Below are 23,083 nucleotides of genomic sequence, written 5' to 3' on the forward strand. Positions count from 1 at the left end.
ATCAGCATATGGCAAATTTAACTTCAGTAAATAACTTTGTGATTTGTGTCGGAACAGTCAACGGTTCTGGCAGCCAATCGGCTAATAACATTTTACTCAAATCATTATTTCGTATGGGTATTCCCGTAGGCGGCAAAAATGTGTTTCCATCAAACATTGCCGGGCTTCCGACCTGGTTTTGGATTCGCGCCTCTGAACAAGGCTATCTTGCCCGCCGTAAGCAGGCTGATGTTATGGTGGCGATGAACCCACAAACTTTGGCCGAAGACCAGAAGACCGTAAAGCCCGGGGGATATTTTATTTTTAACTCTGATATAGGAGTTATTAATTCCGAGACGAAAAGATCTGATGTTCATTATCTAGGTGTGCCGTTTAAAAAACTAGTCGATCAAGCCACGGATCAGGTAAAAATTAAAAAAATGCTGATCAATATTATTTACGTGGGCGTGCTGGCGAACTTAATGAAATTCGACAAAGAAACTGTGTTATCTTGTTTAAAAGATCAGTTTGGCCACAAAGAATCTGTTATGACGCCTAACCTTAAAGGTTTTGACATAGGTTATAACTGGGTCGACGAAAATAAAACAGAGATCGAATCAGCTTTTACAACTGCTTTTCCGTTTCAGGTCGAAAAAAGAAATCAAAATAAAAAATATGTGATGATGGATGGAAACACCGCCGCTGCCTTGGGAGCGATCTTCGGCGGCTGCTCTTTTGTTTCGTGGTATCCGATTACGCCATCTTCTTCGTTGGTCGAAAATTATATTAAATACGCCGCCAATCTTCGCACCTCTGAAACCGGTCAAAAAAAATACGGCGTTGTTCAGGCCGAAGATGAACTTGCGGCAATGGGTATGATCTTAGGCGCAGGTTGGACCGGCGCCCGCGCCATGACAGCAACCAGCGGACCAGGTGTAAGCCTTATGAGCGAGGCTGCCGGTTTTTCTTATTATGCTGAAATTCCCTGTGTGGTCTGGAATGTTCAGCGTGTGGGACCTTCAACAGGAATGCCGACCCGAACAGCGCAAGGAGATATTTTATCAACGGTGTATTTATCTCACGGCGATACAAAACACCCATTGTTATTACCGGCGAATATCAAAGAGTGCTTTGATTTTGCTCAGCATGCGTTTGATTTAGCCGAACGTTTGCAACAACTTGTATTTGTTATGAGTGATTTAGATCTAGGGATGAATTCTTGGATTGAAGAAGCGTGGACTTACCCGACCAAGCCCTACGACCGCGGAAAAGTTTTATCTGAAGCAGATTTAGAAAAAATCACAACTTACATGCGTTACACTGAAACCGATGGTGATGCTATCGCACCAAGAACTTTACCCGGTACAAAAAAAATGAATGCCGCCTATTTTACCCGCGGAAGTGGGCATAATGCTAAAGGCCTGTATACTGAAGATTCAGCTGAATATAAAGAAGTGATCGACCGTTTAGCCCGTAAATGGCAGACAGCTAAAAAATTTATACCGGCTCCCGTTATTGATGATCGGAAAAACGATGTCGGAATTATCGCCTACGGAACAACAGATATGCCGATGCGTGAAGCGCGTGAAATTTTAAACAGCAAAGGCATAAAAACCGATTATTTAAGACTACGAGCCGTTCCTTTTACTGATGATGTTAAGACATTTATTCAAAATCACAAAGTTATCTATGTCATCGAGCAAAACCGCGACGGGCAAATGGCGCAGCTATTAACAACCGAATATCCGGAACTATCGGCAAAGCTGGTAAGTGTTCGCCAGTACGATGGAACTCCTGTAACTGCAGAAAATATTTTTGAGCCTTTGTTGAAACATGCTGTGCAAAATAAAATAGTTGAGGTGATGTTATGACAGCTAATTCAATCGGATTAACAAAAAAAGATTATTCAGGGGCCGTATCAACGTTGTGTACCGGCTGTGGCCACGATTTAATTTCAAACCATGTCATCTCAGCCTGTTATCAAGCCGGTATTCATCCGTTTCAACTAGCAAAAATGTCAGGCATAGGCTGTTCGTCAAAAATACCTGCCTATTTTATGTCGAAGTCTTTTTCATTTAATTCAATGCATGGAAGAATGGCGCCCATCACAACCGGAGCTAAAGTCTGCAATGCAGATTTAACCATGCTCGGAATCAGTGGCGATGGCGACACCGCCAGCATTGGCTTAGGTGGCTTTGTTCATTTAATTCGCCGTAATTTACCAGTTTGTTATCTCGTGGCCAATAACGGTGTTTACGGATTAACAAAAGGCCAATTTTCTGCCACTGCCGATAAAGGGGCTAAATTAAAAACCGGTGCGGTAAATCCATTTGAAACGATCGATCTATGCACTCTGGCTCTGGATTTAGGATGCACATTTGTGGCCCGGTCTTTTTCGGGAGACGCCAAACAACTTGTTCCCTTGATTCAAGCGGCACTGAAACACAAAGGCACGGCTTTAATCGATGTTTTTTCTCCGTGTATTACGTTTAATAATCACGATGGCTCCACTAAAAGCTACAATTACGTAAAATCGCACGATGTGGTTTTGCAAGAACTTGGTTTTTATGCCCCTCAGGAAGAGGTTCTTGTGGATTACCAAGAAGGTTCAAAAGAACTTATCACCTTACCGGACGGATCAAAAATTTTACTAAATAAAATTGATTCACGCCTACACAATGTTCACGACCGTTTAGAAGCGGCTAAAGTTTTAACCGAAGCCCGTCACCAAGGTGAAGTGTTAACAGGTTTATTTTATATTAACGAAGAAGAATCCAACTTGATTGAAAATTTAAACTTAACTGAAAAGCCATTAGCTTATTTAAACGAACAAGAACTGCGTCCCACACAAGCTCAATTTGACTGGGTCATGAACTTGTTTAGCTAATGGTTTAACAACAAAATTAAAGGATAAATATGAAACCTTATGAAGCCCCTGATTTTTTAAACATCGACGAACACTTTAGCAGCGAAGAAAGAATGATTCGCGACACTCTTCGCGAATTTGTAAGCAAAGAAATTATTCCGACAATTTCTACCCATTATGAGAACGGCACTTTTCCGACTGATTTGATTCCGCAATTAGCCGAACTAGGCACATTGGGTTCTACTATTCAGGGTTACGAGTGCGCCGGAGTCAATTACACATCCTATGGCTTAATCATGCAGGAACTTGAACGTGGCGATTCTGGCATTCGCAGTTTTGTCAGCGTGCAAGGCGCATTATGTATGTATCCCATCTATGCCTTCGGTAGCGAAGAACATAAGAAAAAATATTTACCTAAGATGGCCAAAGGCCAACTTATTGGTTGTTTCGGTTTAACTGAACCTGATTTTGGTTCTAATCCGGGCGGCATGATTACGCGCGCAAAAAAAGATGGGGCAGATTACATTCTTAACGGTGCCAAAATGTGGATTACCAATGGCGGTATGGCCGGCGTTGCTATTGTCTGGGCCAAAGATGACAACGATAAAATTGTTGGTTTTATTGTTGATCGTGATTTAAAAGGTTTTTCTGTGCGTAACATCGAAAAGAAATTTTCGTTAAAAGCTTCAGTCACCAGTGAACTTATCTTCGAAGACTGCCGCGTGCCCGCTTCGCAAATGCTTAACGTGCAAGGGTTAAAAGGACCTTTTGCCTGTTTAAACAATGCCCGCTACGGAATTTCTTGGGGAGCTTTAGGAGCTTCAATGGCTTGTTATGATGAAGCTTTAAACTACAGTAAAACAAGAATTCAATTCGATAAACCGATCGCCAGCTTTCAGCTTGTTCAGGCCAAGCTTGTCGAAATGTTCACCGACATCACTTTAGGGCAATTATTAGCCTTACATTTGGGGCGCATGAAAGACAAAGACCAAGCTCTGCCAGCGCATATTTCAATGGCTAAAATGAAAAACGTTTCTAACGCCTTAAAACACGCGCGCATAACACGTGATATTTTAGGAGCCAGCGGTATCACTTATGAATATCAATGTGGACGCCACATGCTGAACCTAGAATCAGTGAATACCTACGAAGGAACAGAAGATATTCACCGTTTAATTTTAGGACATCATATAACTGGTATTCCGGCGTTTAAATAAAGACGATGCTTTAAAACGTCTTAGCATCAATGACGAAGCGATACTTCACGTCACCATTCACCGTGCGGTCATACGCTTCGTTGATTTTATCAGCGCCGATTAACTCGATATCTGAAAAAACTTTTTTCGTGGCACAGAAGTTTAACATTTCTTGAGTTTCTTTAATGCCGCCGATTAATGAACCTGTTAAACGCTTACGCCCACCAATTAATGCGCTAGCTACAACTTGGCTTGGCTCTGGTGGTACGCCTAACAACACCATTGTGCCGTCGATTTTTAATGTTTGTAAGTATGGCGTTAAGTTATGAGTGGCTGATACTGAATCAATAATCAGATCAAATTTTTTAGCTAGTGGATGAAAGTTGGCTTTTTCTTTTGAGTACACGAAGTGTTTAGCTCCCAGTTTTTTCGCGTCGGCCGCTTTTTCTGGTGATGTACTAAACACCGTCACTTCAGCACCCATAGCTTTGGCGATTTTAACGGCCATATGACCTAAACCGCCAAGACCTACTACACCTACTTTTTTTCCTTTTTTAGTGCCGTAGCGTTTTAACGGCGAATAAGTTGTGATGCCCGCGCACAGAAGTGGAGCTACGCGATCAAGTGGAAGACCTTTTTTAATTTTTAAAACATAGTCTTGCTTAACTGTGATATGCGAAGAATATCCGCCGTAAGTATATCCGCCTTCTTTGACTGGCGAGTTATATGTGTACGTCGTGCCTTTTTCACAGAATTGTTCTTCATTTGATTTACAAGGCGCACACTTACCACAGGAATCAACAAAACAACCCACACCAACTGTTTCACCTAGTTTAAATTTTTTAACTTTCTTACCCACAGCTACAACGTGGCCAACGATTTCATGCCCCGGAACACATGGGTATTGTGTGCCTGACCATTCACCTCTTGCTGTGTGAATATCAGAGTGACAAATCCCGCAGTAGGCAATTTCAATCACCACATCGTCTGGCTTTGGATCACGACGCTCGATTGTCATTGGTTGAAATAGAGCTTTACTATCATTTACTCCGTAAGCTTTTGCTTGAATCATACTTTACTCCAATCCTTCGTCGCCGGCGGAAGCGAAAGCCTTTTTCACTTCTTGTTGGTTTTTACTGCGTGTTTTGAATTTTTCAAACATCACATATAAAGCCGGAATCACGTATAAGGTTAATAACGTTGAAAATAATACGCCAAAGATAATCGTCACAGCCATTGAACGAGTCAACTCTGCGCCCTCGCCTGTGGCAATAGCGGTCGGAATCGCTCCGGCCACTGTGGCAAATGAGGTCATAAGAATCGGACGTAAACGTGTAGGCCCTGCTTCAACCATCGCGTTTTCTGGCGATTCTTCACCACCCTTACGGTCACGTACTAAGTTGGCGAATTCCACAAGAAGGATCGAGTTCTTTTTAACGATACCCATTAGAAGAAGTACCCCTATCAGCGAGTAGATATTTAAACTTTGCTGCGTTACGAATAATCCGATAAACGCCCCAGCAATTGAATATGGCAACGCCATTAGAATCGTCACCGGATCAATAAACGAATTAAATTGCGCCGCTAAAATCATGTACGCCACAAGTAGTCCCATAACCAAAGCTGCAATTAAACCTTCGAAAGATTCTTTTTGCGACTTAGATGTACCAAATTCTTCGATAAAGTATCTTGGTTTTAAGTTTTTCGCTTTTTCACGCACGAACTTCATCGCCTCTTCAGTTTTTACGCCTTTATTCACGTTAGCGTAAATTGAAATTGAACGTAAACGGCTATCGCGGTTAATTTGTTGTAACGTTTTAGTTTTTTTAAATTCAACAATTCGAGATAGCGGAAGTAAATTACCTTTTGAATTTGAAATATAAAGTTTTTCTAAATCTTTAATCTGATCATCCGTTTTTTGAAGATCTACTCTGATGTCATAACGTTTACCACCATCAGCATATTGACCAGCACGCACACCACCGATCATAGCATTGATCGTACTAGCCACACTGTTCACACTCACACCAGTCGCCGTTGCACGGTCACGATCAGGCACGATCTGAATTTCAGGCAAGCCTTGCAGTAAATTACTATCCACATCGATCATAAGACCGCTGTTTTTCATCTCTTCCATCATAGCGTCGGCTTGCGCCTCTAACTCTTGCCATTCTGGGCCTTTAATAACGAACTCAACCGGAAAACCACGGCCACCACCACCAAAACCTCGTGAAGTGGGATCTTGCATAGTTACGCGACCTTTAACGATCGGTTTTAATTCTTCGCGCGTTTGTTTTACGAAATCAGCCTGTGAAATCGTGCGCTCAGATTTTGGCTTAAGTGATACGAACATCATCGCGGTATTGGTATCAGCGCCAGAACCTGAAAAACCACCCACGCTTGAATAGATTTGTAAAACGTTCGGATTTGCTAACAGTAACTTTTCAACTTGTTTAGTTGTTTCATTAGTTACACTAAACGCTGTGCCCGTTGGTAAATTAATACGCGTCATTAATAAACCTGACTCTTGCGGTGGCGTAAATTCTTTCGGGATAAACTTAACTAATACAAAACAAAGCACCATCAAGACAACTGACCCGATAAAAACTTTCCATTTATGAATCACTGTCCACTGTAAAGTGTGTTTGTATTTTTGCGTTAACTTATCGAAGAATAAATCAAAAGCTTTACCGATTTTAGTTGTACGGTGTGAATGCTGAACAAACGAAGCACAACGCATTGGTGTAATTGTTAAGGCTTCAAGAAGTGATAACAATACCGCAAACGAGATCGTAACCCCGAATTGTAAAAAGAACTTACCGATAATACCTTTCATAAAAGCGACTGGTAAGAAAATCGCAACAACGGCTGCCGTGGCTGCGATAGCTGCGAAAGTAATTTCGCGCGAACCAATGATCGCCGCTTCAATACGGTTTTTACCGCGCTCGTTATACCTAAAGATATTTTCTAACACCATGATGGCATCATCGACCACGATACCAATCGCTAATGTTAAACCTAATAGCGTAAAAGTATTTAACGTAAACTTTAAGAAATAAAGAGCGATGAACGTTCCTAAAATTGATGTCGGAATCGACAACAGCACGTTCACCGTGGCTGTGAAACTTCCTAAGAATAACCAACAAACAAAGGCTGTTAGAATAACCGCCATCAGTAAATGCTTATTTAATTCCGAGATAGAACGCTCGATAAACTGAGTGGTATCGAAGTTAACATTTAAGTGATAACCCGGCTGAAGATTCTTTTTGATTTCTTCCATGCGCTCTTTAACTGCACGAGCTACAGCCACAGCATTTGTACCACGTTGTTTTTTAATTCCGATACCGACAGCTAGTTTTTCATTAAAACGTGAAAAACGTTTATCATCAGCTAAGGCTAAATCAATTTTAGCTACATCTGATAAGCGCACACGTAATGACGGGTCTGCGACGGTTTGACCCGCACGTTTAGAAATAATAATACTTCTGAATTCTTCTAAAGTTTTAGCTTCACCTTTTACACGCACGTTAAAAACATTTTTAGCGTTTTCAACTTGCCCACCCGGAAGTTCGCTATGCTCGGCTTGAATCGTGTTAATCACATCAAGCACTGTGATGTTGTAGCGATTTAATTTTTCTGGCAGCACCTGCACGCGCAAAATCGGGTCAGTAAAACCGCCCAGTTGAATATCACCTACACCAAGAACTGACGTGAATTGGTCTTTTAAGTATTCTTGCGTGTATTTCATTAATTCGCGGCGATCACCAGAGTCAGAAGTTACCGCAAGCCAGATAATTGGCTGATCGTCAGGATTTGATTTTGTGATAATCGCAGGATCTGCATCTTTTGGTAGACGGCGCTGCGCTTGTGAAACTTTGGTTTGTACTTCTTGTAGGGCCGCATCGATATTACGGTCTAAATCAAATTCTACCGAGATATTACCCACACCACTACGGCTAGAAGAACTTAAACCTTTAATACCTTCTAAAGTTGTTAATACGTCTTCAACAGGCTCAACAACATTTGTTTCAATCACTTCGGGCGAAGCACCTTGTAGAGCAATCGATACGTTGACTGAAGGAAAATCCACATCGGGAAATTGGCTGATACCTAAGCGTGAAAACGAGATCGCTCCGAACACCATAAGAAAGGCCATGATCATCCATGCCATAACAGGATTTTTAATTGAGATATCAGAAATTCGCATGCTAAGCTCCGAGGTGTATGTTTACAGCTTTGAATAAATCCTATGTAAGAAACATCGCTTTGTCGATGTTGTGTTTGATTTCACAACCCGCTATGTCAGATGTTTCTCCTCTGAAATTAACCGAAGATGATGTGATAAAACTGGTTCAATCGCAAAGCTTAAATTACCAAGAAATCGAAAATCGTAATCTGACCAGCGAGTTCACTTACCAAGCCTTAAACGGAAGCTATCGTTTAAATTTAAACTTCGATTATTCATTAGAAAAAGATAAGACCGAGTCAGTTTCAACATTTGCCATTCCTGACTCTGACAAAACGAAAAAGACTTTGATCTTAAATAAACGTTTTTACACAGGTACAGCCACAACTTTCGAATACACCAACGTCGATTACGATTCCAACACGGCAAACTACGCTCAGAACTATTACACCCTAGGTTTAGAACAAAATATTTACCCTTATATTTTTTCAAACTCAGAAATGCAGGTCTTAAAAGCCGCAAAAACTGAAGTCGAACGCACCCGCCTGCAAACAGATATCGATCTTTTAGATAACACCAAAGATGTTCTAGCATTGTACTGGCGAGTGCAAGCCAGCCAAAAATCAGTTCAAGAAAATGAAGACCTTTTAAAAAAATACGGCCGCTTAGTCGCCAACGTTAAAAGTAAAAAAGCTAACAGCTATGCGAGTGCTGGCGAAGTCGAACAAGCTTTAGCCGAATACGAAACCCGCAAACAAACATGGCTAGAAGACAGAAATACTCTGTTAACTAATCTGCAACAGCTAAAAACAGCGTTAAATATTCCAACTGAACAACAGATTGAACTGACAACGCCACAAAACACCGTAAAACCGCTGCCGGCAAAATTTCAAGGCGATGTAAAAGCCTTACGTCGATACAAGGTCCAACAATTAAAAACCGAATCAGCCGTAGCGAGCTTTGAATCAACAAGCATGAAGGATCACCCGAAGGTCAGTGTTTACGGTAAATACACAGGCCAAGGCTTAGACCCATCACAATCAGAATCTTTCAATGAAATGAAAGACGACCCCAAAGATAAATACATCGTCGGCGTAAAACTAGATTACTTCTTTGGCGACGATTTAAATAAAGCTGAAAAACAACTACGTCGTGCCACGCAAGAAGTAGAACTAGCCAGATTCGCCCGCGCTGAAGGCGATTTAAAATTACAAATCGAAAATACTCGTCAGAAGTTAGAAAACGCCTACGCGAATGTTGAAACAACTCAAAACGTCGTGAAATACCGTACTGAAGCAGTAAAACAGCTAAATGTGACGTACTTTCAAGGAAGAACAGATATTAGTTTTTTAATCGATGCCTTCAACAAAAAAATCCAAGCCGAAGTAGCCGCGATCAACGCCTTAGGAAATTACACGACTACTCTTCTAGAATACGAAAATTTGGTTCGATAGAAGATCTTACCTTCCCCAGCCTTTTAAAACTTCAGCTTCCTCAGCTTCAGATGTGACCTTCTTAAACTTAACCCCTGGAGCCCCTTTTACCGAAGCCTCGCACTCAGACCAAGTTTTAAACCGAGTAATAACACCGTTTTTTAAAACCACATACCACTGAGTTTTAGGCTTTTCAGCCTTAGTAAATTTATTTTCTGGCAGTGGTTCTGTCGGCGGAGCTTCTGTAATATCAAACAAGTAGTTTTCACCTGAGCCGTGATACAGATTCACGTAATCATTTTTCGAAAGAGCGACCGCGATTTTATCACAGCGTTCATTGCCCGGAGTGCCTTGATGGCCGCGCACATAGTCCCACTTAATTTTGTTATTCATTTTCTTCTGTAATTTATAGACCACAGAATCAAGAGCTTCCCAAATATCTTGGTTTACCACAGCAGCGCCTTCAGCATTTTTCCAGCCGCGTTTTTTCCAGCCGAAAACCCATTGTGTGATGCCCTTAATGACATAAACAGAATCTGTATAAATTTGGATAGAAAAATCAGGGTTATTTATTTGTTGATCGATGTACTGTAGAGCTGCCAGTACAGAACCTAATTCCATGCGGTTATTTGTCGTAGCGATTTCGCTATCGCCGAGCTCTTTAATTTCTACTTTTTTTCCCAGTATTGAGCCTACAATAGCTCCCCAGCCGCCAGGGCCTGGATTGCCTGAGCAAGCGCCGTCCGTGTAAACGATAAATTTCATATGACACAATCTTAGGGTGAAAACTCAAGTTTGTTAAATTCTTTAGGCACGCGTCTCGCATAGTTCCATAACAAGAGTTGGTTGGAAATTTTGATTCCAGCCCAGAAGGAACGTATGCAGGCTTTAATGAGCAATGTATTGATTTTAAGACCAAGAGTGACACTATTAGCGGTAGTTGTCTCATCTTTAGCCAGTGTCCTTTTGGCGTCGAAATCTTTTGCAGCCGATGTAAATCCTTCAAAGAATACATCAACGGCCGTAGTAACAGCTACGCCACCTAAGAAGATCTTTGGTTTAGATGCTTCTCTTTCTTATGCCTCTAATATGTATGCTGATGGCGAATACGACAGAACATCTTCAACGTCTTTATCATTTATTCCGTCAGCTAAGATCACAGACAGAGCCACGTTATCTATTCGTACTAACTTTATTAAAGACCACGAAGGCGCAAAAAACTTCTATATGTCGAATACAACCCTTCGCCTTTCACATAAAACAGCTGAAATTAATCCTACATTAACATGGAGAAACCGCATTGACGGTATTGCACCGACAAACCGTGATTCGCAATTAACAGACCGCTTACAAGGCGCAGTGGGTGTTGGAACATCACTCACTTACGCTAATAAAAACACGACTTTACCATTTACCATCGTTGGCCTTTTATCTGCTCAACGCAATTTTCATGAGTACGATATGAATGCTGATGGCGCGAAAAACAACCAGTACGGCATTACACAAGGTCTTTCTTTAGATCTAAGCTTCACTGATAGCTTAACTTTAAGTATTGCCGGCAACTACAGAACTGCAATGAATTACGATAACAAACCAAAATACTCATACGATACGTCGATTGATTTAGATTACGGTTTAACTGACAACTTCAGTATTTCAACAGGAATCTCTAACGGTGGCAGTGCTTTAAAAGCCAACGGTATTGATTCAAACATCAGCTTTACTGATAAAAAAACAGCAGAGCTAAATGTGGCGATGAATTTTTCATACTAATTTAAAAGTTTAAAAGAATAAGGAATTAAGGATTACGAAAATGAATACGAACAAGAGAGGGAACATGAAACCATATAAACACTCGAGAATTGGGGCAGCCTTTTTAATGTCGCTGGCAATCTTTGCCGGTTGTACAAAAAAAGTGGCTTATGATTACGAAAACCATGAAGATGTTCATGCTAAGTCGCAAATCGACACGGCGGCAGAATATCTTTACGTTCCTTCTACAGCGAATTCTACGCGTACATCTGACGTTGCCCGCCCTTACTGGCAAGGTCAGGAAAAGCTGGTTAAGTTTCAGTTCACTGAAAAAACACTTCAAGTTTTAGAACTTGATCGTGAATCACGCTTTGATGCCAATGCGACAAATAAAAAACTGGTGATGGAAATCCCGGTTGAACATATTCAATTTAAATGTGCTGAAGATAAACACGGCGATTGTACGCAATCTGAAACAAAAGATTCAGATATGAAATGGAGCGCCCGCGCTGATTTCAAACCTGACTTTGACAGTGCAAGAATTGTCGAAACAAATACTTTACCGATTGAACTTGAAAACTTATTCACAGGTAACTGTTACCGTGAATCAAGCAGCAAGTTCTTAGGTTATGAAATGAAAGACGGTAAAATCAACTTCCAGGTTGAAAGAATTTTTACAGCTGGTCTTGATTGCGTATCAAAACTTGATTCGTTATCTGATTTAACGTTTTCACAAGTGTATCATTACTCGTTTGTAAAACTTAACTCGATCGCTTCTAAAGACTTTAAAGCTGTTAAGTACCCAACGACAGATGACGGCACTTTCGGATTCTTTGCTACTGAAAACGTGAAGTTAGATGTTGATAATAACGCTTCTGAAAAAGACAAAGAAGTATTAATGAATCACTGGAATCCAAACCGTAAAGTGATTGATTACTATTTAGATGCAAACTACAGCAAGCCAGAAAACGCTGACGTTCGTGCTGCGACTTATCTTGCTTTTGACCGTGTGAATGAAGGTTTAGCTGAAGCTAACGTAAACTTTCGCTTAAAATTACACGACAACAAAGGTGAAGTGCCGGGCGACATCACAAAAAGTATGATCGTTCTAGTTGAAGACCCTTCAGCTTCAAGCGTTTTAGGATACGGCCCTTCTGCGGTAAATCCTTTAACTGGTGAGATTTTAAGTGCCCGTGTAATCATGTACAAAGGTATCCTTGAGACTTACATCAAGTACACTTACGATGATTTCCGTCGTCATAAACTTTCTGAGCAATCAAAAGCTAAAGCGGTTCCGTTCACTGCCGGTAAAAATATTTTCTTACAAGCTGCGACGGCGAATCAACCAGCAGCTGCAGCACAAAAACAAGCTAAAGCCGCAAAAGCTCTTCAAGCTAAGTCTAAGTTAACTGCGGGTAAAGGTTCTGACTTTACTATTAAAGACATCAACATGATTAAAAATTCGGTAAAAAACTATACTAAGTTTTCGAATATTAAATCAAATGATGCTATTTACGCCGCTTCTAAACACTGTCTATATACGCCAGAAGCTTTAGGTATTGATGGTAAATTAAGTGCTGGTGTTGAAGAAATCCTTGGTAATGACTTACGCCCTTGGGAAGAATTATCTTCTTCTGAAAAACAACGTTTAATCAACGCGATCTTACCAGGAACATTCGTTTCTGTCTTAGTTCACGAATTAGGTCATAACCTTGGTTTACGTCATAACTTTTCTGGTTCTGAAGATAAAGCAAACTTCTATACTGGCGAAGAATTAACGGCGCACCACTTAGACCACGAAAGCCCGTACAGCTCAGCAATGGAATACGGTTCAACTGAGTTAGATAACTTAGTGACTTTAGGTAAATACGACGTTGCAGCTTTACGTTTCGGTTACAACCGTGAGGTTGAAACTGCAAGCGGTACAATGGTTAAACTAGAAAGCACTTTAGAAGAAAAGTTAGCTGAAAAAACAGAAGAAAAGCTTGTTCTTAAAGATTACAAATACTGTACAGATGAGCACGTGGGTGCAAATGCAGGTTGTAAGCGTTTTGATGCTGGTACTTCGTATGTTGAAATTGCGAACCAATTAATTGAAAGCTACGAATCAAGATACTTCTTACGTAACTTCAGAAATGGCAGACTCAATTTCAGTATGGTTGGCGATCTGAACTACTCTGGCGCTGTTGAATATACTTTTGATAACTTACGTACATTCTTCGAAGTGCGTGAAAGAATCAAATCACAATTCGATCTAGCAGATGATGCTGCTGAATGGGAATCAATTGAATTCTTAAAAGACTTAAACGAAGCAACAAAAATCTCTGCTCGTTTCTTTATGAAAGTTTTAACGATGCCGGATATGACGTGTGCTATTGCCAAAGCGACAGCACCGACTCAAATCATCGCGGTTGAGACTTTAGAAAACTTAAATAAAGATGCAGCGACTTGTTATGAAGTTCCGTTAAACCCAGCTTACAAAGTTGTGGGTACTTTCGGTAAATCATTCCAGTCTAAGAAAAGCATGAACTCGACAAATTCGTACCTTGATCAAATCGACGTACGTGGTATCTGGCCAGATAAAGTTTTAGCGGCAAAATACTTATTTGGCCGTAAGCTTGGTTCATACAGCTTCGATAAAGTAACTGATAACTATACAGATATCGCAGACCTTGAAGGTGAAATCGCAGACATGAGTTTAGGTTTAGTTTTAAACCAAACTGTGGCTGAAGTAACTATCCAGGATAAAGACGGTGTACCTTTAGTATCTGGTCAAATGCCAGTTGATACTTTACGCTCGAACGTGATTCCGGAAGCCATTGTTCCGCAAATCGCAAAAATTTTAGGTGTTCCTGAGAAAGAAAGCTTATTTGTGCAAACATTTATGAAGACGATCTCTACACAAATGCAAAGCACAATGACTTCTGTTAATTCAGGTCGTGCATTTGCGGATCTATTCAAGGTTCATAAAGCGAATGTGATGAACCCAATCAATGCGACTGTAACTGAAAAATCAGTTAACGCGACGATCGGTGATTTAAAATATATCGCGAATCCTGAAAACCAAGTAGCTCACTACTTAATTTCAAGATTAAAAGTTCAGGAAGAGGTTGCAAAACTTGGTCTTACTGACGCTTTAATCAAAGACATCTTAGGAAGACGTGCAAAGGGTGAAGAAAAACCAACTGGACCAGCTTTATCTGCTGCTGAGAACTACTTATGGGATACTGATATGGCTGAACTTGAGCAAACTCTAAGCGAAAAAACTGCGGATTTAATCGATGTATTAAACGTAGTTCCTAACTACTAAGACGAGTTAGATCAAATAATCCTTCTCTTGAAGGCTCGGTAGAAATACCGGGCCTTTTTTTATTCCTAGACCCGCCCTCAGGTAATTTGACAAAAAATAAAGTTTTTCCGATGCTCTAAATATGAAAATATTTATAACAATTTCAGCGCTTTTTATCGTCGCGTCCTGCGCGATGCCACGACCTGCAAATCAATACGACTATCGCCTTCAGCCTACCCGAGCAGAGTATGATCTGCAGAAATATGGTCCTTTAATTTTTTCTAACTCACCAACCTCGCTAACCGACTGTGTTCAAAAAATCGAAAATGGCGGAGTTACTTTAAATGTAGGCTGGCTTATAAGAAATTCTTCTCAAGAAGACGTTCCGCTTTTAATTAAAGACATTAAGCTAATTCTTAACGATGAAACTACCGCCCTAAAATGTTTCGCCAACAATAACGCTGCTTCGGATCTCACTTTAAAACCACAGGACAAAGTTGTTTTAAGCTGCCAGACAAATATCTATCCAACAGCTACAAACAAACTTAGATCACGCGATACAAAGGCCATTATTTCAATTCCTTTTGGCAAAAAAATATCTGTTGTTAGTAGTTCTGTACTTTTAAGAATTGAGGATTTTGAATAATGAAATACCTAATTGCACTGTCTCTGTTATTTTCTCAAGTATCTCACGCCAATGATTCGGCCGCCGCAGCAGCAACCGTACTTCTTCTCTTTGGAGCAGCCAGAGGAGCTGAGCATAGCATTTATACCGGTCGGTGGCCTGACGAGCTAGGTGATTGGAAATCCCCACAGACACAAATTACAGCTGAAGTTGTTGAACAATGTAACTTTCTAATTGAAGGGCGCTTGATGGGCACAAATCGTTTCAACATGCTCATGCTCATTACTAAAAATTTAGAGAAAGAAGTTAAATTAAAGCCGCAGGATATTGAATTCGAATTTGAAAGCGGTTTAGTTCGTCGTGGCCAAGTTGATTTAGATACTGAATACACCGTTAAAAAAGATGGAAAATATATCATTATTATTCCGTTTCCACGTAAAGATGATTTCTTTAACCAGAATAAATTAAATGTTTCAGTGCCGTTTTCAGCTGAAGGCAAATCTTGTAACGCCAAACTAGTGTTTGACCGTCCTCAGGAAGTTAAACCTTTACTTTCAACGTATACTCGTATGACGACCGTGGATACAGAGCTTTCTTACGGTGTTCTTGCTAATTCAGGCAATCTAAAAAAATATCTTGGTGATCAAAGTACAATGTTCAGACTACAAGTGAATCTAATCGGCCAACAACAGCATGGCGCTTACTTTGGATTCGGTGGTACTTCAAGATACAAAATGGAAGCGCAAGATCTAAGTGATTCCGGATTAATTGCATTCACACCAACCTCGTCTTTAACTGTTTTCGACTTTGGATACCTATACCGAAAAATTTTAGCTAAAAAATCCTTTCTATATTATCGGGCTGGTATTGAATTTTCCACTTTATACATCAAAGACGATAACTACTCTAACCTAAGTTACCGTGAAAACGGTTTAGGAGTTCACGGCCAGCTGTTATACAGCCGGACATTTGCCCAAATTGATCAGGGAGTTTGGATGGGCGACTACACTTGGAATTTAGGTTTAGAGGGGCACCACATCTTTTCCGGAGACGTTGGCAACGACGAGTTCACAGGATCCCAAATCGGAATAATGGGTTCATTAACCGTAGGAATTTAAACTTTTAACGAAGTAAGAAAAATAGCGAAATGAAATCACAAACGCGGTTGCCACTAAAAAGAAGAATTTAATTTCGTAGTGGCCGGTGATTAAAAACATCAAAAAGATCGTACCAGTGACCATCGCGGTAAAGCCCAGCAAAGCTAAGGCGATTAATTTTTTCTGTAATGACAACGAGCTTTGCGGGCTATTAATGCGGTCATAATCTAAAAACAGAGTCACCCACCCCTGCCTTTGTTCTTTCTTTTTCCAGAGCAAAGGTTTGACCCAATATTGATAGGCCCATTTACCGGCAATATAAAAAACCAATACAAAGATTATAAGTGATTTCTGAAATCCTACTCGCGAATAAATTTCGCCAGCTTTATCAAGCATGTAGATTAAAACAGGAATCAGTACCAAACGTTCAAACCAAGAAACACCTATACCTAAATTTCTAAAATAAGTTTGAGCCGTCATCTTACGTTAGGTTTTGTTGGCGCTTAGATTTTTGATCGATCGAATTAATTTTTTGCGCCAGTGAATGTAAGTAATCTGTTGTTCTGAATTTAACCTGAATGCTGTCAGTTTCGCCGCTTAGGTAGCGATCAATTTCACGCTCTAGACGGAATAACGGACCCGCAAACTTGTTGGATGTGTAAAGTACGATAAAGATACCGATTACTAAGTTTAAGATCATCGGAAGAATAATTGATAAATATAAAAACTGCTTCCAGGGCCCCAGTACGCGATAATCAACCACGATACTGATGTCAGCCGCCACTTGGGCTGCCATCCATTTCATAGCTAAGTAAATACCTGCCATCTGGATCATTGATAGAATTGTCAGGCCTACAAAGATTTGCATCATCAAAGGTTTTTGAATTTCAGGATAAATGAAGTACTGACGTCTAAATAATCTCATGTTGCAAACTCCAGTTGTACATCTTGTTCGAAAATATCTTGAAACTTCACTACTTGATCAAACGGATAAATCACCGCCAAACGGATACGCTGGTTTTTATTCACCAAGCCCATCTGTTTTAAACAGCCGGCATAAGCCCGTAACTGATCAAAGGCCTGTCTTAAGTATTTCGTGCTTCCTGTTTTATAGTCAAGAATATACAGGTCTTCACCGACAAAGCCCCAAGCATCGATCTGCCCTTGCACCATGCGAGTTTGCCCGCCGGATTTTACTTTTAAACCAAAACCCCATTCGACATGGCCGCGATCAAACATTTCACGAAGATTTACTTCTTTTTGATCGGTTAACCACTGTAAGGCTTTGCGATCTGCGTCTGGTAAGGTTTGCGCCACTTCATTGATTGAATTGTACTTTAACGATTCAAAGAACTTATGCAGATCGGTTCCTTTTTGTGTTTTGTTGTACGCTTTAACAGTTTGTTCACTGAGCTCTTCAGCTAAACGATCAGGTTTGGCGTTAGTAGCTTCTTTTTCATACGGAAGCTCAGCTGAAAGTAAACTAGTTACCCCGGCTGATACACGGTAATCTTTTTCTAAATTCAATGGTTTAAGAGCTTGTGAAGCTTTCTGAATTTCGAGTGTTAACTTTTCTGGCTCTTCAATAACATCTAAAAATTCAACGTTGTATTTTTCAGAAGCGAATTGCTCTGGTAACCAATTGATTTTTTCTAACCATGAATTCTTCGGCGGGTCTTTTTTAAACTGTTTTTTAACAAGTGATAAAGAATCAATGGCCCGAGTCAGTGCCACATACAATACACGATCACTTTCTTCTTGCGCACGCTTTAGAAAGCTTTGGTGAACCATATCGGCCCAGGCCGTGGCAAAAGTTTTCTCAAACTGCGCTGGCTGAACCCGTAGTGAATACTGAGCCGTTTCTTCATCGAAAGTAAAAACTTCGGTGCTTGAATTTCTGATTGGCGTATTAAAACCGCTCACGATCACATGTTTAAACTGTAAACCTTTCGAACCGTGCACGGTCATAAGCGAAATACGGTTCGCCGCAAATAACGGAATACCTTCACCATCTGATGATGAAAGATCAGAATTAAACTGAGTTAACTCATGATTTACAAAATCACTTAAATTAAAATCAGCGCGCATTTCGTTAGCCATTACGGTTTGCATGAACTTCCAGATATTGGCTTCACGCAGTGACGTTGGGTCAAAATGCATGGCTGAATCTAAAAACACCGACTGCCCGATAAATTGAAATAAGGCTTCTGAAACACCTTTTTCAAGATATTGCTTTTCAATAGCTTTAAGTGTGCCGTACACCGGATGATTTTTCTTTTTTAACTGTAACCAAAATGAAGTTGTTGAATCATCTTGGCGCAGCTGAATGATTTCTTGGTCATTAATCGCAAACCAGGGCGCACGCACTAAGCGAATCAAATTATGATTATCAAAAGGATTAATTAAAAATCTTAAAAGCGCCAGCAAATCGCCTACTTCAGATTTATCTTCAAACCCCTTAGAGATTTGCACTTGCACCGGAAGATTAAATTGGTTGGCGTACTTAGCAAACTTTAAAATATCGCTGTTATTTCTAAACAGCACCGTAATATCTGAAAAAGGAATAGCTTTTTTATGTAAGTTGATCGCTTGAGTCACAATAGCTGCAAACGGATTTTCAGTAGCCGTTACAAAAGACGCTTCAGGAAACGAACGAGCTACAAAATCTTCGTTTTTAGTCTGCATCGGTTTAAACTGCTTTGAGTAATGATTAAAAAAATCATTCATAAAAGTCATTAACCGCGCATGCGAACGAAAGTTCTGCATTTTCTGTGTAGTCACAAAACCTTGCTTATTCACTTCATGTTCTTTATTGGTAAAAACTTCTGATCTGGCACCACGAAATAAATAAATACTTTGCTGCGGATCGCCCACGATAAACTGAAACTTATCCTGCATCAGCTGATTTAAAATTTTAACCTGCAATGGCGAAGTATCTTGGTATTCATCGACCATGATAAAATCAAATTGCGAAGCAAAGGCCTGCATCGCCTGAGGATTTTCAGCTAAAATCTTCATCGATAGAAGTTCTAAATCAGCAATCGACATTTCACCGTTGTTAAGACGTAGCTTTTCAATAAAATCAAAAGCCTCTTGCACTAGGGTTGCAAACATCGTGTGAACTTCATCAACGATCTTTAAATACGAATCAAAACAAAGTGGCGATAAAAAATCATCTTTATACAGTTCGCCTACCGCATCGCTTAACTCATCACTGATTTCTTTAGCTTTGGTGACACTGAATTTTCGTGGTGGTTTAAACTCAAAAGCCCGCTGATAACCTTCATAATCTTGTGCTACCACTGCCGCTTTGATTAACTTTAAGAAGTCTACATGCGCTTGCCATTTTTCAGGAGCTTCACGTAAAAACTGATCAATTGTAGCAATCGCACTTTCACGCTCTGTGCTTGCAGCTTGCTTTAAAGTTTCAGGATCAACAGCCCTAAAATGAGGGTTTTCTAATTTTAAGCTGGCTGATTTTAATAATAGCTGAATCAGTTGATCAAAACGGTAATGGTCTAACAGGCTTTGATATTGCGGGTTCTTTTCAAAAACATTTTTAATGTGCTTTTTTAAAGCAAAAAAGATTTTATAGTCATTAACAATAGCTAAATCCGCCGGAAGCCCAATCGCTTCCGAGTGTTGGCGAATAAATAAACTTAAAATATTATGAATCGTTCCGATTTGAACGAACGACTTTTTATTAAAGTACTGAAAAAGCTCTTCATCGCGGGTTTCTAAGGCTTCAACGATCAAACGCTCTTTAATTTCTTGTGTCGCTTTTTTAGTAAATGTCGTAATGATGATTTTTGGGTAACGGCCGTTAGCTGCTTTAAATTGTTTGGCAAAGGCGATACATGTGGCAATTAAAGTCGTCGTTTTACCAGCACCGGCTCCAGCGCGGATAAACTGCACTTTATTCTGCGGTTGAGAAAAATCTATTTCAAATTTTTGACTCGACATGTTTCTACCCATTCACAACGTTGACATAAATCTTCATCACTTGGTTTTACGATAAAGGCATTCTTTTCAATATTTGCAAAAACATCTTTCATTTTTGCATTGAATTCAGAATAGATCTCAGACTGTTTGTCTTTATCAATAGCCGTGTTACGGCCTAATTGCACATAATTTAAAAACACATTGTTACCATTAAGTTGATAACCTTGCTTGTGCTCTAATGTTTTATAGAAATAATAAACAGCACCTACCGATTGAACACCCAAGATCTGTTCAACGGCTAAAGAATAAATCAATAATTGAAACTCAGAGTTGTCCACCCATTTTTCAGCGGTACTTGTACTGCTATTCGCTGCTGATTTATAATCTATGACCATACCCTGCTTAGATGTCTCGTCGACATCTAAGCGGTCAAGGCGGCCTTTAATCACAAAGTGCTTGCTTGAAGGTTGCTCTTTCGTGAATTCAAACTTTTCAAGATCGTAATAAACCTGAATCGTTTCTTCTGTTTTATGGCGAAGCGAAGTAAAGCTGCTTAATCTGGCTTTTTCAGCGGCAATAAATTTTAACCCAATCGCCATCAATTTTTCTTTATGTGGGCCCCAAAAAATATCTAAGAACGGAAATAAATTTCTTTCTTTACGTTCTTTATCTAAATGTTCAGAAATTTCTTTTTCACCGATCGTTAGATAGTTTTTATCGTGTACGATAAACTTAAATAAATCGTGAATCAGCGTTCCTTTTTGGCGTGGATCAATCTCTAACCCTAAAGTATCGAACTGCTGTAATCTAAAACCTTTGCGCGCTAAAAACTTAAAAGAACACTGGTCATAGGCTTCGATATCTGTCGGCGCTAAAGATTTAAAATTTAAACCTTCTACGTTTAGGTCAGCCGCTGTTGTTTCTAATTCAAGTTTACGCTTAAGTTCAGGATATTGTTCAACTGTAAAAGCCTGCTGTTTTAAATCCACCATGGTTGCTAGATAACTGACAGCTTCTGGTTTTTTGTTGTTCTCGAGAAAATATAACGACGTATTTAACGGATCACCCGTTGCTGAAACATGGGCGCAGGTAAAATACTGTTCTTTACACTGAGCCATCGAATACCAACGTAAATTAAAATCGGCGTGTGATTCTTCCGGGTAATCTAGCGCTAAATCAAAAGTCTTTTTAAGTTCTTCAATATCGCTCAACGGAATTAACGATGTTTGTCGGCCTTTTAAACCTGATTCATCAAGCCCCACCCATAAACGATGAGTAGCTTCTAAGACAGCCGCTGAATTAATCGGAAGAACTTGAACACCTGAGCGTGTTGGTTGTTCGACTTTGATTTCTTTTTTAGCTAAACGTGAACTTAATAAATTAAGCCAATCAGAAAGGCGAAGTTTTACATCCACCGTCTGCTGGATAAAATCTTTGATAATACCCTGTAATAATTTTTTATGCTCTAAAGCTTGATCTACGGTAATCCACGATTGCAGCATCGCTACTAGAAAATCATCACGCTTAAGCTTTTGCTCTAAGTTGATTTTTTGATAGAACAAATCTTTCGCTGAACCTAAGCGCGCTAGATCTGCATCATCTAAAAGTTCGGCAAAGGCCGCTTTAAATTTTTCAAATTGCTGAAGGTTGGCAAGATCGACGTAACTGCTATAAGACATTTCTAGTTTTGTCCAAGTTACGTTTTTAGTCTGCGCATGAATCGTTGATAACCAGCGCTGAATAACACCAAGGCTGATCATTGAACTGACTAAATCTTTTTGCGCGTGAATACCTTCGGCCTCTAAGTGAAATTTTAAAATAGGCCAGTAATCTTCAATACGCGGTGATAAAACTAAAATATTTTCTGCCGGCACACCTGATTCAATCCATTCGCGCACTTTTGTGGTGATATATTTAATTTCGTTAATTTCTGAATTAAAACGAATAAATTTATCAGCCGATGGTTTTACCGTTGGTGTTGCTTGAGTTAACGCTGTGGTTTTACCGTAACCGCTATAGTCTTTATATGTATTTAAAATATAATGAAACTTATTTTTCCATTCAGGATCTGGAACAATCACTTCGATCTGGTTATCACGCGATAAAGTGTTAAACAACCCCATCTCAAGCGAAGTCATTTGTGAACCCAAATCAAAAACTAATTTTTTAGGCCAAGCGATTTTTTCAAGATCCAGCTTTTGCAGATAACTTACGATCCAAGAAGATTCGATGCAGTTATGTTCTTTCTCGATATAGTCTAAACACTTTTGCGATAAAGCAATCCATTTAGCCCACTGAGGTTTAGTTTCTTTTTCTTCAACCCAGTCTAATAAAATTTCATGCGAACTTGGGTGTAATAATAACGGTGCAAGATCACTCACGTATTTGTACAGCGTTTTAGCTTCGTGGCTATCTAGGCCATCTTCTTTGCCGTACAATTCAATAAACTGGCTGATTAAAACACGGATAAATTCTGAAGATACGATTTGTGTGCCTGGCGCTAAACGGCGCATCCACATTTTCCAGAAATCAGAAACACGCAAAATCGAATCATCAGAATAGAATCCGTATTTAGCGATGCACTGCTCTTGAATTTCTTGTTTAGATTTTAAATCTGAAACCACCCAAGTGGTGGTTTGTGGATTGAAGTCACTTAACTTTTCGCGAATCTGATCAGGATGTGTGACTAAAGTGAATTCTAGCATATCCTAAGTAGGA

At 39.8% G+C, this 23,083-nt stretch carries 15 protein-coding genes; 8 read left to right on the plus strand and 7 right to left on the minus strand.

Features of this window, described 5'->3' with window-relative positions:
• Window positions 1-8 precede the first annotated feature (8 nt).
• The 3 genes from ACKWCF_RS12830 to ACKWCF_RS12840 are packed head-to-tail and all read left to right on the plus strand — an operon-like array spanning window position 9 to window position 4,062.
• Window positions 9-1,850 carry a 2-oxoacid:acceptor oxidoreductase subunit alpha gene (locus ACKWCF_RS12830; protein WP_409477990.1) on the plus strand — a complete coding sequence of 614 codons (1,842 nt, stop codon included), beginning with the start codon at window positions 9-11 and terminating at the stop codon, window positions 1,848-1,850.
• Window positions 1,847-2,866, plus strand: a complete 1,020-nt coding sequence (locus tag ACKWCF_RS12835; protein WP_409477991.1) for a 2-oxoacid:ferredoxin oxidoreductase subunit beta — start codon at window positions 1,847-1,849, stop codon at window positions 2,864-2,866. Before ACKWCF_RS12830 ends, ACKWCF_RS12835 begins: the two co-directional genes overlap by 4 nt.
• Window positions 2,867-2,895: 29 nt before the next feature.
• Entirely contained in the window at window positions 2,896-4,062 is a 1,167-nt protein-coding gene (locus tag ACKWCF_RS12840; RefSeq protein ID WP_409477992.1) for an acyl-CoA dehydrogenase family protein, read from the plus strand.
• 10 nt (window positions 4,063-4,072) lie between these two features.
• On the opposite strand, the gene ACKWCF_RS12845 is transcribed toward ACKWCF_RS12840, so the two are convergent.
• Window positions 4,073-5,113, minus strand: a complete 1,041-nt coding sequence (locus ACKWCF_RS12845) for an NAD(P)-dependent alcohol dehydrogenase (RefSeq protein ID WP_409477993.1) — start codon at window positions 5,111-5,113, stop codon at window positions 4,073-4,075.
• 3 nt (window positions 5,114-5,116) lie between these two features.
• The gene (locus ACKWCF_RS12850; RefSeq protein ID WP_409477994.1) at window positions 5,117-8,248 is read right to left on the minus strand and encodes an efflux RND transporter permease subunit; all 3,132 of its coding nucleotides are present in this window, start codon (window positions 8,246-8,248) and stop codon (window positions 5,117-5,119) included.
• A gap of 17 nt (window positions 8,249-8,265) precedes the next feature.
• On the opposite strand from ACKWCF_RS12850, the gene ACKWCF_RS12855 reads away from it, so the two are divergent.
• Complete coding sequence (locus ACKWCF_RS12855) at window positions 8,266-9,681, plus strand: TolC family protein (protein WP_409477995.1); 1,416 nt, start codon at window positions 8,266-8,268, stop codon at window positions 9,679-9,681.
• Between the two features lie 6 nt (window positions 9,682-9,687).
• Here ACKWCF_RS12855 and ACKWCF_RS12860 read toward each other — a convergent pair whose 3' ends face one another.
• A complete protein-coding gene (locus ACKWCF_RS12860) occupies window positions 9,688-10,425 on the minus strand; it encodes a viroplasmin family protein (protein ID WP_409477996.1) in 738 nt (245 codons plus the stop codon).
• Between the two features lie 114 nt (window positions 10,426-10,539).
• On the opposite strand from ACKWCF_RS12860, the gene ACKWCF_RS12865 reads away from it, so the two are divergent.
• The 4 genes from ACKWCF_RS12865 (at window position 10,540) to ACKWCF_RS12880 (ending at window position 16,444) form a co-directional block, all read left to right on the plus strand.
• On the plus strand, window positions 10,540-11,433 hold the full coding sequence (locus tag ACKWCF_RS12865) for a hypothetical protein (protein ID WP_409477997.1): 894 nt from the start codon (window positions 10,540-10,542) through the stop codon (window positions 11,431-11,433).
• Window positions 11,434-11,497: 64 nt separating this feature from the next.
• Window positions 11,498-14,722, plus strand: coding sequence for a zinc-dependent metalloprotease (locus tag ACKWCF_RS12870; protein ID WP_409477998.1), 3,225 nt, complete (start codon window positions 11,498-11,500; stop codon window positions 14,720-14,722).
• A 121-nt stretch (window positions 14,723-14,843) separates the two neighbouring features.
• A complete protein-coding gene (locus tag ACKWCF_RS12875) occupies window positions 14,844-15,347 on the plus strand; it encodes a hypothetical protein (RefSeq protein WP_409477999.1) in 504 nt (167 codons plus the stop codon).
• Window positions 15,347-16,444, plus strand: coding sequence for a hypothetical protein (locus ACKWCF_RS12880; RefSeq protein ID WP_409478000.1), 1,098 nt, complete (start codon window positions 15,347-15,349; stop codon window positions 16,442-16,444). The genes ACKWCF_RS12875 and ACKWCF_RS12880 overlap by 1 nt, the downstream gene beginning before the upstream one ends.
• Here the strand turns inward: ACKWCF_RS12880 and ACKWCF_RS12885 are convergent.
• Genes ACKWCF_RS12885 through ACKWCF_RS12900 form a run of 4 tightly spaced genes read right to left on the minus strand, consistent with a single transcriptional unit; the run spans window position 16,427 to window position 23,070 of the window.
• Complete coding sequence (locus ACKWCF_RS12885; RefSeq protein ID WP_409478001.1) at window positions 16,427-16,903, minus strand: hypothetical protein; 477 nt, start codon at window positions 16,901-16,903, stop codon at window positions 16,427-16,429. The genes ACKWCF_RS12880 and ACKWCF_RS12885 overlap by 18 nt on opposite strands.
• Window position 16,904: 1 nt before the next feature.
• The gene (locus ACKWCF_RS12890; protein WP_409478002.1) at window positions 16,905-17,348 is read right to left on the minus strand and encodes a hypothetical protein; all 444 of its coding nucleotides are present in this window, start codon (window positions 17,346-17,348) and stop codon (window positions 16,905-16,907) included.
• Window positions 17,345-20,386 carry a UvrD-helicase domain-containing protein gene (locus ACKWCF_RS12895; RefSeq protein WP_409478003.1) on the minus strand — a complete coding sequence of 1,014 codons (3,042 nt, stop codon included), beginning with the start codon at window positions 20,384-20,386 and terminating at the stop codon, window positions 17,345-17,347. The genes ACKWCF_RS12890 and ACKWCF_RS12895 overlap by 4 nt, the downstream gene beginning before the upstream one ends.
• Window positions 20,362-23,070 (minus strand): PD-(D/E)XK nuclease family protein, encoded by a 2,709-nt coding sequence (locus ACKWCF_RS12900; protein WP_409478004.1) that lies wholly within the window; start codon window positions 23,068-23,070, stop codon window positions 20,362-20,364. The genes ACKWCF_RS12895 and ACKWCF_RS12900 overlap by 25 nt, the downstream gene beginning before the upstream one ends.
• Window positions 23,071-23,083: the final 13 nt, after the last annotated feature.

The sequence above is a fragment of the Pseudobdellovibrio sp. HCB154 genome (assembly GCF_046267985.1).
Taxonomy (GTDB): Bacteria; Bdellovibrionota; Bdellovibrionia; order Bdellovibrionales; family Bdellovibrionaceae; genus Pseudobdellovibrio.

Bases quoted from the DNA above. Each gene is read 5' to 3' on its own strand.
- ACKWCF_RS12830 (WP_409477990.1), top strand. From the start codon at position 9: ATGGCAAATTTAACTTCAGTAAATAACTTTGTGATTTGTGTCGGAACA.
- ACKWCF_RS12835 (WP_409477991.1), top strand. From the start codon at position 1,847: ATGACAGCTAATTCAATCGGATTAACAAAAAAAGATTATTCAGGGGCC.
- ACKWCF_RS12840 (WP_409477992.1), top strand. From the start codon at position 2,896: ATGAAACCTTATGAAGCCCCTGATTTTTTAAACATCGACGAACACTTT.
- ACKWCF_RS12845 (WP_409477993.1), bottom strand. From the start codon at position 5,113: ATGATTCAAGCAAAAGCTTACGGAGTAAATGATAGTAAAGCTCTATTT.
- ACKWCF_RS12850 (WP_409477994.1), bottom strand. From the start codon at position 8,248: ATGCGAATTTCTGATATCTCAATTAAAAATCCTGTTATGGCATGGATG.
- ACKWCF_RS12855 (WP_409477995.1), top strand. From the start codon at position 8,266: ATGTTTACAGCTTTGAATAAATCCTATGTAAGAAACATCGCTTTGTCG.
- ACKWCF_RS12860 (WP_409477996.1), bottom strand. From the start codon at position 10,425: ATGAAATTTATCGTTTACACGGACGGCGCTTGCTCAGGCAATCCAGGC.
- ACKWCF_RS12865 (WP_409477997.1), top strand. From the start codon at position 10,540: ATGCAGGCTTTAATGAGCAATGTATTGATTTTAAGACCAAGAGTGACA.
- ACKWCF_RS12870 (WP_409477998.1), top strand. From the start codon at position 11,498: ATGAAACCATATAAACACTCGAGAATTGGGGCAGCCTTTTTAATGTCG.
- ACKWCF_RS12875 (WP_409477999.1), top strand. From the start codon at position 14,844: ATGAAAATATTTATAACAATTTCAGCGCTTTTTATCGTCGCGTCCTGC.
- ACKWCF_RS12880 (WP_409478000.1), top strand. From the start codon at position 15,347: ATGAAATACCTAATTGCACTGTCTCTGTTATTTTCTCAAGTATCTCAC.
- ACKWCF_RS12885 (WP_409478001.1), bottom strand. From the start codon at position 16,903: ATGACGGCTCAAACTTATTTTAGAAATTTAGGTATAGGTGTTTCTTGG.
- ACKWCF_RS12890 (WP_409478002.1), bottom strand. From the start codon at position 17,348: ATGAGATTATTTAGACGTCAGTACTTCATTTATCCTGAAATTCAAAAA.
- ACKWCF_RS12895 (WP_409478003.1), bottom strand. From the start codon at position 20,386: ATGTCGAGTCAAAAATTTGAAATAGATTTTTCTCAACCGCAGAATAAA.
- ACKWCF_RS12900 (WP_409478004.1), bottom strand. From the start codon at position 23,070: ATGCTAGAATTCACTTTAGTCACACATCCTGATCAGATTCGCGAAAAG.